General features: G+C 56.4%; 22 protein-coding genes. All 22 read left to right on the top strand.

Translation table 11 applies throughout. The features are described 5' to 3' along the window. The first annotated feature begins 11 nt into the window (after nt 1-11). The 22 genes from fusA (at nt 12) to rpmD (ending at nt 12,236) form a co-directional block, all read left to right on the top strand. The gene (gene fusA, locus IF205_RS16235) at nt 12-2,087 is read left to right on the top strand and encodes an elongation factor G (RefSeq protein WP_259780404.1); all 2,076 of its coding nucleotides are present in this window, start codon (nt 12-14) and stop codon (nt 2,085-2,087) included. A gap of 34 nt (nt 2,088-2,121) precedes the next feature. Continuing rightward, nucleotides 2,122-3,312: an elongation factor Tu gene (tuf, locus tag IF205_RS16230; RefSeq protein WP_259780403.1), complete on the top strand. Its 1,191-nt coding sequence runs from the start codon at nt 2,122-2,124 to the stop codon at nt 3,310-3,312. A gap of 65 nt (nt 3,313-3,377) precedes the next feature. Next, a complete protein-coding gene (gene rpsJ, locus IF205_RS16225; protein WP_259780402.1) occupies nt 3,378-3,686 on the top strand; it encodes a 30S ribosomal protein S10 in 309 nt (102 codons plus the stop codon). A 12-nt stretch (nt 3,687-3,698) separates the two neighbouring features. Further along, complete coding sequence (rplC, locus tag IF205_RS16220; RefSeq protein WP_259780401.1) at nt 3,699-4,442, top strand: 50S ribosomal protein L3; 744 nt, start codon at nt 3,699-3,701, stop codon at nt 4,440-4,442. A 15-nt stretch (nt 4,443-4,457) separates the two neighbouring features. Then, a complete protein-coding gene (gene rplD / locus IF205_RS16215; RefSeq protein ID WP_259780400.1) occupies nt 4,458-5,078 on the top strand; it encodes a 50S ribosomal protein L4 in 621 nt (206 codons plus the stop codon). Then, on the top strand, nt 5,075-5,398 hold the full coding sequence (locus IF205_RS16210; RefSeq protein WP_259780399.1) for a 50S ribosomal protein L23: 324 nt from the start codon (nt 5,075-5,077) through the stop codon (nt 5,396-5,398). The genes rplD and IF205_RS16210 overlap by 4 nt, the downstream gene beginning before the upstream one ends. Before the next feature lie 3 nt (nt 5,399-5,401). Further along, nucleotides 5,402-6,232, top strand: coding sequence for a 50S ribosomal protein L2 (rplB, locus tag IF205_RS16205; RefSeq protein ID WP_259780398.1), 831 nt, complete (start codon nt 5,402-5,404; stop codon nt 6,230-6,232). Between the two features lie 12 nt (nt 6,233-6,244). Beyond that, complete coding sequence (rpsS, locus tag IF205_RS16200; protein WP_259780397.1) at nt 6,245-6,523, top strand: 30S ribosomal protein S19; 279 nt, start codon at nt 6,245-6,247, stop codon at nt 6,521-6,523. A 5-nt stretch (nt 6,524-6,528) separates the two neighbouring features. Then, nucleotides 6,529-6,909: a 50S ribosomal protein L22 gene (gene rplV, locus IF205_RS16195; protein WP_259780396.1), complete on the top strand. Its 381-nt coding sequence runs from the start codon at nt 6,529-6,531 to the stop codon at nt 6,907-6,909. Continuing rightward, the gene (gene rpsC / locus IF205_RS16190; protein WP_259780395.1) at nt 6,909-7,580 is read left to right on the top strand and encodes a 30S ribosomal protein S3; all 672 of its coding nucleotides are present in this window, start codon (nt 6,909-6,911) and stop codon (nt 7,578-7,580) included. Before rplV ends, rpsC begins: the two co-directional genes overlap by 1 nt. 35 nt (nt 7,581-7,615) lie before the next feature. Continuing rightward, nucleotides 7,616-8,035: a 50S ribosomal protein L16 gene (gene rplP / locus IF205_RS16185; protein ID WP_259780394.1), complete on the top strand. Its 420-nt coding sequence runs from the start codon at nt 7,616-7,618 to the stop codon at nt 8,033-8,035. Nucleotides 8,036-8,040: 5 nt separating this feature from the next. Beyond that, nucleotides 8,041-8,241, top strand: a complete 201-nt coding sequence (gene rpmC / locus IF205_RS16180; RefSeq protein WP_259780393.1) for a 50S ribosomal protein L29 — start codon at nt 8,041-8,043, stop codon at nt 8,239-8,241. Nucleotides 8,242-8,264: 23 nt separating this feature from the next. Then, entirely contained in the window at nt 8,265-8,507 is a 243-nt protein-coding gene (gene rpsQ / locus IF205_RS16175) for a 30S ribosomal protein S17 (RefSeq protein WP_259780392.1), read from the top strand. Nucleotides 8,508-8,539: 32 nt separating this feature from the next. Then, complete coding sequence (gene rplN, locus IF205_RS16170; protein WP_259780391.1) at nt 8,540-8,908, top strand: 50S ribosomal protein L14; 369 nt, start codon at nt 8,540-8,542, stop codon at nt 8,906-8,908. A 1-nt stretch (nt 8,909) separates the two neighbouring features. After that, complete coding sequence (gene rplX / locus IF205_RS16165) at nt 8,910-9,227, top strand: 50S ribosomal protein L24 (protein WP_259780390.1); 318 nt, start codon at nt 8,910-8,912, stop codon at nt 9,225-9,227. A 25-nt stretch (nt 9,228-9,252) separates the two neighbouring features. After that, nucleotides 9,253-9,810: a 50S ribosomal protein L5 gene (rplE, locus tag IF205_RS16160; protein WP_259780389.1), complete on the top strand. Its 558-nt coding sequence runs from the start codon at nt 9,253-9,255 to the stop codon at nt 9,808-9,810. Nucleotides 9,811-9,825: 15 nt separating this feature from the next. Then, nucleotides 9,826-10,131 carry a 30S ribosomal protein S14 gene (gene rpsN / locus IF205_RS16155; protein WP_259780388.1) on the top strand — a complete coding sequence of 102 codons (306 nt, stop codon included), beginning with the start codon at nt 9,826-9,828 and terminating at the stop codon, nt 10,129-10,131. Between the two features lie 15 nt (nt 10,132-10,146). Beyond that, complete coding sequence (gene rpsH, locus IF205_RS16150; protein ID WP_259780387.1) at nt 10,147-10,545, top strand: 30S ribosomal protein S8; 399 nt, start codon at nt 10,147-10,149, stop codon at nt 10,543-10,545. A gap of 10 nt (nt 10,546-10,555) precedes the next feature. After that, nucleotides 10,556-11,098: a 50S ribosomal protein L6 gene (gene rplF / locus IF205_RS16145; protein WP_259780386.1), complete on the top strand. Its 543-nt coding sequence runs from the start codon at nt 10,556-10,558 to the stop codon at nt 11,096-11,098. A gap of 12 nt (nt 11,099-11,110) precedes the next feature. Further along, on the top strand, nt 11,111-11,473 hold the full coding sequence (rplR, locus tag IF205_RS16140) for a 50S ribosomal protein L18 (RefSeq protein ID WP_259780385.1): 363 nt from the start codon (nt 11,111-11,113) through the stop codon (nt 11,471-11,473). Nucleotides 11,474-11,490: 17 nt separating this feature from the next. Then, on the top strand, nt 11,491-12,048 hold the full coding sequence (gene rpsE / locus IF205_RS16135) for a 30S ribosomal protein S5 (protein WP_259780384.1): 558 nt from the start codon (nt 11,491-11,493) through the stop codon (nt 12,046-12,048). After that, nucleotides 12,048-12,236, top strand: a complete 189-nt coding sequence (rpmD, locus tag IF205_RS16130; RefSeq protein ID WP_259780383.1) for a 50S ribosomal protein L30 — start codon at nt 12,048-12,050, stop codon at nt 12,234-12,236. Before rpsE ends, rpmD begins: the two co-directional genes overlap by 1 nt. Nucleotides 12,237-12,271 lie beyond the last annotated feature (35 nt).

The raw sequence follows: 12,271 nt of genomic DNA, 5'->3' as shown, positions 1-12,271 counted from the left end.
GGGGTTTAACCATGGCTCGTCAGACTCCGATGGAGCGGTACCGTAATATCGGTATCATGGCGCATATCGACGCCGGTAAAACCACAACGACCGAACGTATCCTGTATTACACCGGTAAGTCCCACAAAATTGGTGAAGTCCACGACGGTGGCGCCACCATGGACTGGATGGAGCAGGAGCAGGAGCGCGGCATTACGATTACGTCTGCTGCGACGACGGCGTTCTGGAAAGACCATCGCATCAACATCATCGATACGCCCGGCCACGTTGACTTCACCATTGAAGTTGAGCGTTCGCTCCGCGTTCTCGATGGCGCCGTTGCGGTGTTTGACTCCGTTGCCGGTGTGGAGCCGCAGTCCGAGACTGTTTGGCGTCAGGCTGACAAATACGGCGTTCCGCGCATGTGTTTCGTCAACAAGATGGACCGCATGGGTGCCGACTTCTACCGTTGCGTAGACATGATTGTCGACCGCCTGGGTGCAAACCCGCTGGTCGTCAACCTGCCGGTTGGTGCCGAAGCCGAATATGACGGCGTAATCGACCTCATCAAAATGAAATGGATCCGCTGGGTTGGTGAAGACCTGGGGGCTTCCTTCGATTACATCGACATTCCGGCTGAACTGGCCGACAAGGCTGCGGAATATCGCGAGAAGCTGGTCGAGACTGCCGTTGAGCAGGACGACGATGCCATGGAAGCTTACCTGGAAGGCAACGAGCCGGACGAAGCGACCCTGATCAAATGTATCCGTAAGGGTACCCTGAACCTGTCCTTCGTGCCGGTTCTGAACGGTACTGCTTTCAAGAACAAGGGCGTACAGCCGCTGTTGGATGCCGTGATCGACTTCATGCCGTCTCCGGTCGATCTGCCTCCGGTCGAAGGTGTTCACCCGGACACCGAAGCGGAAGACACCCGTCTGTCCGACGACGACGCACCGTTCTCCGCGCTGGCGTTCAAGATCATGAACGACCCGTTCGTCGGTTCCCTGACCTTCTGCCGTATCTACTCCGGTAAGCTGGAAGCGGGTTCCTACGTCAAGAACACGGTTAAGGACAAAAAAGAGCGCGTTGGCCGTATGCTGCTTATGCATGCGAACTCCCGTGAAGACATCAAGGTTGCAATGGCAGGCGACATCGTCGCTATTGCCGGCCTGAAAGACACCACCACGGGTGACACGCTCTGCGACAGCGCCAAGCCGATTATTCTGGAACGCATGGAGTTCCCGGATCCGGTTATCGAAATTGCTGTTGAGCCGAAAACCAAAGCCGACCAGGAAAAAATGGGTCAGGCTCTGGGCCGTCTCGCAGCGGAAGACCCGAGCTTCCGTGTCAAGACCGATGAAGAAAGCGGCCAGACCATCATCGCCGGTATGGGCGAGTTGCACCTGGACATCATCGTCGACCGTCTGAAGCGTGAGTTCAAGGTCGAAGCAAACATCGGTGCACCGCAGGTGTCCTACCGCGAAACCATCTCCAAGCCTGCTGAAGTGGACTATACCCACAAGAAGCAGACTGGTGGTTCCGGTCAGTTCGCTCGTGTCAAACTTCAGTTCGAACCGCAGGAAGCTGGCGAGGGCTTTGAGTTTGTAAGCAAGATTGTTGGTGGTTCCGTACCGAGGGAATACATCCCGGGTGTCGAAAAAGGTATCGAAAGCTCCATGGCGAACGGTATCATGGCTGGCTTCCCGGTCATCGACTTCAAGGTGACCCTCACCGACGGTGCCTACCACGACGTCGACTCCTCTGTCATGGCCTTCGAAATTGCTGCCCGTGCAGCCTTCAAGGAAGCCATGCAGAAAGCTGGTCCGAAACTTCTGGAGCCGATGATGGCTGTGGAAGTTGTTACTCCGGACGAGTACATGGGCGATATCATCGGCGACTTGAACAGCCGTCGCGGCCAGGTGTCCAGCATGGACCAGCGTGGCCCGGCGCGTGTTGTGAACGCCATGGTGCCGCTGGCAAACATGTTCGGTTACGTGAACAACCTGCGTTCCCTGTCCCAGGGTCGCGCACAGTTCACGATGACTTTCGACCACTATGAAGCTGTGCCGCAGGCAGTGGCGGACGAAGTCCGCGCCAAACTGGCATAAGCACGCAGTTACTTTTTCAAGAAGGTAGAAGAAAATGGCCAAGGAAAAGTTTGAACGTACGAAACCGCACTGCAACATTGGTACGGTTGGACACGTTGACCACGGTAAAACGACGCTGACGGCAGCGATCACGAAGGTTCTGTCGGAGACGGGCGGCGGTGCTGCTACGGACTTCGCAGACATCGACAAGGCGCCTGAAGAGCGTGAGCGTGGCATTACGATTAACACCGCCCACGTTGAGTATGAGACGGAAGCGCGTCACTACGCCCACGTCGACTGCCCGGGCCACGCCGACTATGTGAAGAACATGATCACTGGTGCGGCGCAGATGGACGGTGCGATCCTGGTTGTGAACGCAGCCGACGGTCCGATGCCGCAGACCCGTGAGCACATCCTGCTTGCGCGTCAGGTTGGCGTTCCGGCTCTGGTTGTGTTCCTGAACAAGGTTGACCAGGTTGACGACGAAGAGCTGCTTGAGCTGGTTGAAATGGAAGTGCGTGAGCTGCTGAGCTCCTACGACTTCCCGGGTGACGACATTCCGGTGATCGCCGGTTCCGCCCTGGCTGCTCTGGAAGGCCGTGACGACGAAATCGGCAAGAACAAGATTCTTGAGCTGATGAAAGCCGTTGACGAATACATCCCGCAGCCGGAACGTCCGAAGGACCAGGCATTCCTGATGCCGATCGAGGACGTGTTCTCCATCTCCGGTCGTGGTACGGTTGTCACCGGTCGTATCGAGCGCGGTGTTGTGAACGTTGGTGAGGAAGTCGAGATCGTTGGTATCCGCGACACCCAGAAAACCACCGTCACGGGCGTTGAAATGTTCCGCAAGCTGCTGGACAGCGGTGAAGCAGGCGACAACATCGGCGCGCTGCTGCGTGGTATCGGTCGTGAAGACGTCGAGCGTGGTCAGGTTCTGGCCAAGCCGGGTTCGATCACGCCGCACACCAAGTTCAAATGCGAGTGCTACATCCTGACGAAAGAAGAAGGTGGCCGTCATACGCCGTTCTTCTCCAACTATCGTCCGCAGTTCTACTTCCGTACGACCGACGTGACCGGTTCCGTCGTTCTGCCGGAAGGCACGGAAATGGTGATGCCGGGCGACAACATCTCCATGGATGTTGAGCTGATCGCACCGATCGCTATGGACGAAGGTCTGCGTTTCGCTATCCGCGAAGGTGGCCGCACCGTCGGTGCTGGCGTCGTCGCTAGCGTCACCGAATAAAGTAAGGCTTGTAAAGTCGTCGGGACCGGAGTAAATCTCCGGTCCCGTTCATTCCGGAGGTTGGCATGGAAAGCCAGAACATTCGCATTCGCCTTAAGGCGTTCGATCATCGTGTGTTGGATCAGTCCACGCTCGAGATCGTCAATACGGCGAAGCGCACCGGTGCGGAAGTCCGCGGACCGATCCCGCTTCCGACCCGGACTGAACGCTTCACGGTTCTGCGGTCCCCGCATATCGATAAGAAGAGCCGTGAACAGTTCGAAATTCGCACGCACAAGCGTGTACTCGACATCGTCGATCCGACCCCGCAGACGGTTGATGCTTTGATGAAGCTCGACCTGGCGGCTGGTGTCGATGTCGAGATCAAGCTGTAAGGAGTTGCTCCGATGCGTACAGGAGTAATCGCACAGAAAGTCGGAATGACCCGCGTCTGGACGGACGAGGGTGACAACATTCCGGTTACCGTGCTCAAACTGGATGACCTGCAGGTCGTCGCCACGCGCACTGAAGATGCAAATGGTTACACTGCAGTCCAGCTTGGCGCGGGTAAGCGTAAAGTTAAGCATACCACCAAGGCTATGCGTGGGCATTTCGCCAAGGCTAAAGTTGAGCCGAAGCGGAAGATGGCGGAATTCCGTGTTTCTGCGGATAACCTGCTGAATGTTGGTGACGAAATCACGGCTGACCACTTTGTTGCCGGTCAGTACATCGATGCCGTCGGTACCTCCATCGGTAAGGGTTTCGCTGGTGCCATGAAGCGCCACAACTTCGGTGGTCTGCGTGCATCGCACGGTGTGTCTATTTCGCACCGTAGCCACGGTTCCACGGGTCAGTGTCAGGATCCGGGCCGTGTCTTCAAGGGTAAGAAAATGGCCGGTCACATGGGTGCAGCCCGCGTTACCGTTCAGAACCTTGAAGTGGTGTCCACGGATGTTGACCGTGGCCTCGTCCTGGTTAAGGGCGCGGTTCCGGGCAGCAAAAACGGTTGGGTATTTGTTTCTGATGCCGTGAAGAAAAATCTTCCCGAAGAGGCGCCGAAACCGGCGGCTGTTCGTAGTGCAGCAGCAACCGCCCCGGCTGAAGAAGTAACGGCTGAAGGTGGCGACGCCACCGAAAACGCCGAAGGTTAAGAAGGGCCCAGACCAATGAAAGCGAAGGTTATCACGCTTGATAATAAGGCCGCAGGCGATATTGAACTCGCCGACGAGGTCTTTGGTGTGCCGGTCCGTAAGGACATTCTCGCACGCATGGTGAACTATCAGCTCGCCAAACGTCGTGCCGGTACACACAAGGTAAAAAACCGTAGCGAAGTGAACGCCACGGGCGCCAAAATGTTCCGCCAGAAGGGCACGGGTCGTGCTCGTCACGGTGATGCGAAAGTTTCGCAGTTCCGTGGTGGTGGACGTGCTTTTGGCCCGGTGGTCCGCGATCATGGTCATTCTTTGCCCAAAAAGGTCCGCCAGCTGGCGCTGAAATCAGCGCTTTCCGCTAAGCAGGCCGATGGCAAGCTGATCATTCTGGATGATGCGGCTGTCTCCTCCCCGAAAACGGCAGAACTGCTGTCCAAGCTGACCGGCTTGGGTCTCAGCAACGCTCTGATCGTTTCCGGTAACGAGGTTGACGGTAACTTCGCTCTGGCTTCCCGCAATGTGGTGAACGTTGACGTTCTCCCGACGCAGGGCGCCAATGTTTACGACATTCTCCGCCGCGACACCTTGGTCCTGACCAAGGCTGCGGTTGAAGGATTGGAGGCTCGGCTGAAATGAGTTGGAAATTCCTAAACAAGAAGCCTGTCTCCAAGGAACGGATGTACCAAGTCATCCAGGCTCCCGTGATCACCGAAAAGGCGACCATGGGCAGCGAGAACAACCAGGTGACTTTCAAGGTCGCTACGGATGCCAACAAGCACGAAATCAAAGCGGCTGTTGAAAATCTGTTCGACGTGAAAGTTAAGGCCGTCAATACCTTGAACGTTAAGGGCAAGGTAAAGCGTTTCCGCGGTATCGTGGGTAAACGCGCTGGCTTCAAGAAAGCGGTCGTGACCCTCGCTGAAGGTGATTCGATCGACGTAACGACGGGGTTGTAAGCCATGGCTCTGAAGCAATATAAGCCGAATACCCCCGGTACCCGTGATCTGGTACTGGTGGATCGTTCGGATCTTCACAAAGGCGGCCCCGTTAAGGCGCTGACCGAAGGTCTGACGAAAAAAGGCGGTCGGAACAATACCGGCCGCGTTACGGCCCGTCGCCAAGGCGGCGGTCATAAGCGGAAGTATCGTATCATCGACTTCAAACGTCGGAAATTTGACGTTCCGGCGACAGTTGAGCGGATCGAATACGACCCGAACCGTACTGCCTTCATTGCGCTGCTGCGCTATGAAGACGGTGAACAAGCCTACATCTTGGCGCCGCAGCGCCTGAAGGCCGGTGACAAAGTCATCGCCGGCAATAAGGTCGATGTGAAGCCGGGTAACGCGATGCCGTTGTCCAACATGCCGGTCGGCACCATCGTCCACAACGTGGAGATGAAGCCGGGCAAAGGTGGTCAGCTTGCTCGTTCTGCTGGTTGCTATGCACAGCTCGTTGGTCGTGACCAGGGCTATGCGCAGCTTAAACTGATGTCGGGTGAACTGCGCATCGTTCGTGGCGATTGCATCGCCAGCGTCGGTGCTGTGTCCAACCCGGATCAGCAAAACATCAAGCAGGGTAAAGCTGGTCGTCTGCGTTGGCAGGGCAAGCGTCCGGAAGTTCGCGGTGTCGCTATGAACCCGGTTGACCACCCGCATGGTGGTGGTGAAGGCCGTACCTCCGGTGGCCGTCATCCGGTTACCCCCTGGGGTAAGCCGACCAAGGGCAAGCGCACGCGTAGCAACAAGGCAACGGATAAGTACATCGTCCGTCGCCGTCACGCTAAGAAGTAAGGGAGTCTCTCAATGGCTCGTTCTGTATGGAAGGGTCCGTTTGTCGACCACTTTCTGCTGAAAAAAGCAGAAGTTGCGCGGGAATCCGGGCGTAAAGAGATCATCAAAACCTGGTCTCGCCGCTCCACCATCCTGCCGCAATTCGTGGGACTGACCTTCGGGGTCCACAACGGACAGAAATTTGTTCCGGTTCTGGTGACCGAACATATGATTGGTCACAAATTCGGTGAATTCGCGCCGTCCCGTACCTACTACGGTCACGCTGCGGATAAGAAAGCGAAGAGGAAGTAAACGCCATGGGTAAAGCATCGCGTGAACGCAGCCTCGCGGACACTGAAGCGCGTGCGGTTTGCCGCAACCTGCGCGTCAGCCCGCAGAAGCTTAACCTGGTGGCTGCTTCCATCCGCGGAAAAAACGTCGATACTGCACTGGCAGAACTGTCCTTCTCCAACCGCCGCATCGCCGGTGACGTGAAGAAGGCTCTGCAGTCGGCTATCGCCAACGCGGAAAACAACCACCAACTCGACGTGGACCAGCTCTTCGTGAAAGAAGCCTATGTTGGCAAATCTTTCACCATGAAGCGTTTCCGTGCCCGTGCGCGGGGTCGTGGTGCACGTATTTTGAAGCCGTTCTCCAACCTGACGATTGTCGTCCGTGAACGTGGGGAGTCCGAATAATGGGTCATAAAGTAAATCCGATCGGTCTGCGTGTCGGAATCAACCGGACCTGGGATTCCCGCTGGTTCGCTGATCGCAATTACGCAGATCTTCTGCACGAAGACCTGAAGCTGCGTGCTTACCTGGAAGAGCGCCTGAAACAGGCGGGTGTTTCCAAGGTCGTTATCGAACGTCCGGCTGGTAAAGCCCGTGTTACCATTCACAGCGCCCGTCCGGGTGTCGTGATCGGTAAAAAGGGTGCGGACATCGAGAAACTGCGTCGTGAACTGCAGAATCGCACCGGCAAGGACGTTGCGCTCAACATCGTTGAGATCCGCAAGCCGGAACTGGATGCGAAACTGGTTGCCGACAACATCGCTCAGCAGCTGGAACGCCGTGTGGCTTTCCGCCGTGCGATGAAGCGGGCGGTTCAGAGTGCAATGCGTATGGGCGCTGAAGGCATTCGTATCAATGCTGCCGGTCGTCTGGGTGGCGCGGAAATCGCGCGTACCGAATGGTATCGTGAAGGTCGTGTGCCGCTGCACACCCTTCGTGCCGATATCGATTACGGTACGTCCGAAGCCCACACCACCTATGGCGTTTGTGGCATCAAGGTATGGATTTTCAAGGGCGAGATCATGGCTCATGATCCGATGGCCCAGGAAAAGCGTCTGCAGGAACAGGGCCGTTAATTCGGCCCTCGAGAGACTAGGAAGGCGAGAGTACAATGCTTAGCCCGAAAAGAACGAAATTCCGCAAGGCGCATAAAGGCCGTATTCACGGCAACGCCAAAGGCGGTACTTCTCTGAACTTCGGCGGTTTCGGCTTGAAAGCTCTGGAACCTGGGCGTATAACAGCCCGCCAGATCGAAGCGGCCCGTCGTGCGCTCACTCGTCACATCAAGCGTCAGGGTAAGGTGTGGATCCGGATTTTCCCGGATGTCCCCGTCTCCCAGAAGCCTGCTGAAGTACGTATGGGTAAAGGTAAAGGTACGCCCGAATACTGGGCGGCCCGTGTTAAACCTGGCCGCATCATGTTTGAAATGGATGGCGTCCAGGGCGAGACTGCACGTCGCGCATTTGAATTGGCTGCTGCGAAGCTGCCGATCAAGTGCAAGGTTGTGTCTCGCATTGGTGGAGAAGGATAAGACCGATGAGCAAAGTTGCTGCTGATCTGCGTCAGAAGTCCGACGACGAGTTGAAGGACCAGCTCATCGACCTGCGGAAAGAGCAGTTCAATCTGCGTTTCCAGGCCGCGAGTGGTCAGTTGGAAAATACCGCGCGTGTTCGCACAGTGCGTCGTGATATTGCACGTATCAAGACGCTTCTGGGTGAACGCAAGGCGTCGGCTTAAGCTATTAAGCGGGAGTAATATACATGCCCAAACGAATTCTTCAGGGTACTGTGGTCTCCGACGCCTGCGACAAATCCGTCGTTGTGCTGGTGGAGCGCCGCGTGACACACCCGGTGTTCAAGAAGGTCGTTCGTAAGTCAAAGAAATATATGGCTCACGACGAAAACAACGCCTCTAAAAAAGGCGATGTGGTGCGCATTCGCGAAACTCGACCGATTTCCAAGCGTAAGACTTGGGAAGTCGTTGTCGAGGGCGCGGAAGCGTAAGGTTCGGACCCCAGAGTAAGAAGGATCCAACCATGATCCAGATGCAAACCAACCTAGACGTTGCTGACAACTCCGGTGCTCGCCGTGTGCAGTGCATTAAGGTGTTGGGCGGCTCCAAACGTCGGACCGCATCCGTTGGCGACATCATTGTCGTCTCCGTTAAGGAAGCAATTCCGCGCGGTCGTGTTAAAAAAGGTGACGTGCATCGTGCGGTGATCGTACGTACGGCGAAGGAAATTCGCCGTCCGGACGGTTCCACCATCAAGTTCGATAGCAATGCCGCTGTGCTGATTAACAAGAATGGTGAGCCGATTGGCACACGTATCTTTGGCCCGGTGGTGCGTGAACTTCGTGCGAAGCGCTTCATGAAGATTGTCTCTTTGGCGCCGGAGGTTATCTAAGATGGCGGCTAAGATCAAAAAAGGCGATAAGGTTGTCGTTACAACCGGTCGCGACAAGGGCAAGGAAGGCGAAGTCCTCCAGGTTCTGCCGAAAGATGGCCGCGTGGTCGTCCAGGGCGTGAATGTGGTGAAACGTCATACGCGCCCGACCCAACTCAACGCAGGCGGCATCGTCGAAAAGGAAGCGGCTCTTGACGCTTCCAATGTCGCCCTGGTTGACCCGAAGGACGGCAAGCCGACCCGCGTTGGCTTCAAAGTCCTGGAAGATGGCAAGAAGGTACGCGTTGCTAAGCGTTCCGGCGAAGTCATTGACTCCTAATTCGTAACCAAGGGATACGGCTACTATGAGTACAGAGAAGTACGTCCCGCGGCTTAAGGCGCAGTACCGTGAAAAGGTGCGCCAGGAACTGATCGATAAGTTCGAATATAAGAACCCGATGCAGGTGCCGCGGATTGAGAAGATCGTAATCAACATGGGTGTCGGCGGTGCTGTTGCAGACCGTAAGAAACTCACGAATGCGGTCGAAGAATTAACGGCGATCACCGGTCAGAAGCCGGTGTCCACGAAAGCCAAAAAATCCATCGCTGGCTTCAAGCTGCGTGACGGCATGGCAATCGGGTGCAAAGTAACTTTGCGTGACGAGCGCATGTATGAGTTTCTGGATCGTCTGATCAACATCGCGCTGCCGCGCGTCCGCGACTTCCGCGGTGTGAACGGCAAAAGCTTTGACGGCCGTGGCAACTATGCCATGGGGCTGAAAGAGCAGATCGTCTTCCCCGAAATCGAATACGATAAAGTAGACGAAGTTCGTGGTATGGACATCGTGATCTGCACGTCAGCTCAGTCCAACGAGGAAGCAAAGGCCCTGCTGGCCAGCTTCCAGATGCCGTTTACCAACTAATCGTGGAGCGGAATTATGGCTAAGAAAAGTGCTATCGCGCGCAATAATAAGCGTGAAAAGCTGTCGGCCAAGCATGCTGCTAAGCGTGCGGCTCTGAAAGCGACGTTGCATGACAAGGAATTGGCTCCGGAAGAGCGTTTCCAGGCTGCTATGGCTCTGAACAAGCTGCCGAAGAACGCCAGCCCGGTTCGTGTTCACAACCGTTGTGAAATCTCGGGCCGTCCGAAGGCATTCTATCGTAAATTCAAGATTTCGCGTATTGCATTGCGCGATCTCGCCTCCCGGGGTCAGATCCCCGGCGTGGTTAAATCCAGCTGGTAAGGAGGGCATACCGTCATGGCGATGAGTGATCCGCTCGGCGATATGCTGACCCGCATTCGCAACGGACAGCGTGCTCGCAAGAGCGTTGTTCCGGTTCCCGCAAGCAAACTGCGTGCGAACGTTCTCGAAGTGTTGAAGCGCGAAGGTTACATTCGCGGTTACTCCATGGTAGACGTCCGCGCTGGTGTGCAGGAGCTCAATGTTGAGCTGAAATACCACGATGGCGAACCTGTGATTCAGGAAATCGCGCGCGTCTCCAAACCGGGCCGCCGTGTTTATTCCAAGATCAAGGATCTGGGCCGCTTCTACAACGGGCTTGGCATTTCCATCCTTTCGACCCCGAAAGGTGTTTTGTCTGACCATGAAGCCCGCCAGGAGAATGTGGGCGGCGAAGTTCTTTGCCGCGTATTCTAAGGAGGGTTACATGTCACGAGTAGGTATTTACCCCGTTACCGTGCCCTCTGGCGTCGAAGTTGCCATCAATGATGGTGTACTGAGCGCAAAGGGTAAGAACGGCGAACAGATCGTGTCTCTGATGGATCTCGTTAATGTGTCCATCGAAGACAACCAGGTTACGGTTTCCCCGATTAACCAGACCAAGAAGGCTCGCCAGGCCTGGGGCACCACCCGCGCGTTGATCAACAACGCCGTGATCGGTGCATCCGAAGGCTTTGTGAAGCGTTTGAACGTGAACGGCGTTGGTTATCGTGCGGCAGTGCAGGGCAGCACCCTGAAACTGTCTCTCGGCTTCAGCCACGACATTGACTTCCCCATTCCGGAAGACGTGAAAATCTCCATTGAAGGGGATCGTGGTCAGACCATCATTGCGGTCTATGGCGCCAGTAAACAACGTGTCGGCCAGGTTGCCAGCAACATCCGCGGTTATCGTCCGCCCGAGCCCTACAAGGGCAAAGGTGTGAAGTACACCGATGAGGTGATCCTGCGCAAGGAAGGCAAGAAGAAGTAAGGGCTGAATGCTATGTTGACGACGAAAGAACTTTTCAAGCGTCGTGCTCAGCGGTCGCGCTATCAGTTGAAAAAGCGTGCTGCTGGCAAGCCCCGGCTTTCCGTCTTCCGGTCCGCTAAACAGATCTATGTTCAGCTGATCGACGACGTGCAGGGCAAGACGCTGGCTGCTGCTTCTACGGTTGAGAAAGACCTCCGCTCCAAAGTTAAGAGTGGTGGTAACTCCGAAGCGGCTGCCGAAGTAGGCAAGCTGATTGCGGAACGCGCGAAGAAGGCCGGTGTGTCTTCTGTCGTGTTCGACCGTGGCGGCTATAAGTATCACGGCCGGATCAAGGCGCTGGCGGATGCCGCGCGTGAAGCCGGTCTGGAACTCTAAGGTAGGGGCCGAACACTATGGCACGTGAACCGAGAGAACGTCGCGAGCGCGAAGAACCGGAACTGGTTGAAAAACTCGTTGCGATTAACCGCGTCGCGAAGGTCGTAAAGGGTGGCCGCCGCTTTGGCTTTGCTGCTCTGGTAGTTGTAGGTGACGGTCGTGGCCGTGTTGGCTTCGGATCGGGTAAGGCACGTGAAGTGCCGGAAGCGATCCGTAAGGCAACCGAATCGGCTCGTAAGACCATGATCCGTGTTCCGCTGCGTGAAGGCCGTACGCTGCACCACGACACCCAGGGCCGTTTCGGCGCTGGTAGCGTTGTGATGCGCAGTGCACCGGCTGGTACCGGTATCATTGCCGGTGGTCCGACCCGTGCGGTATTCGAAGCCCTGGGTGTGCAGGACGTGGTTGCGAAGTCCGTTGGGACGTCCAACCCGTACAACATGATCCGGGCTGCGTTTGAAGGGCTGAAAGAGAGCTCTTCGCCGCGCATGGTTGCTGCTCGCCGCGGCAAAAAGGTCAGTGACCTCGTAGGCCGTCGTGACGGTGAGGCTGCTAGTGTGAAGGAGGCTTCTTGATGGCTAAGAAAACCATTAAGGTCACCCAGACCGCTAGCCCGATTCGCCGTGAAGCTAGCCAGCGCGCTACGCTTGTTGGCCTGGGGCTGAACAAGATCGGTCGCACCCGTGAGCTGGAAGATACTCCGGCGATCCGCGGCATGATCAACAAAGTGAAGCACATGGTGCGCGTGGAGGAGGCCGTTTAACGGCCCCTCGCGTCCCATAGAAAGGACCGACGGTT

Source organism: Aestuariispira ectoiniformans (assembly GCF_025136295.1).
GTDB classification, from domain to species: domain Bacteria; phylum Pseudomonadota; class Alphaproteobacteria; order UBA8366; family Aestuariispiraceae; genus Aestuariispira_A; species Aestuariispira_A ectoiniformans.
The sequence above is the reverse complement of the archived record's forward strand: the minus strand, read 5'-3'. Positions and strand labels throughout refer to the sequence as shown.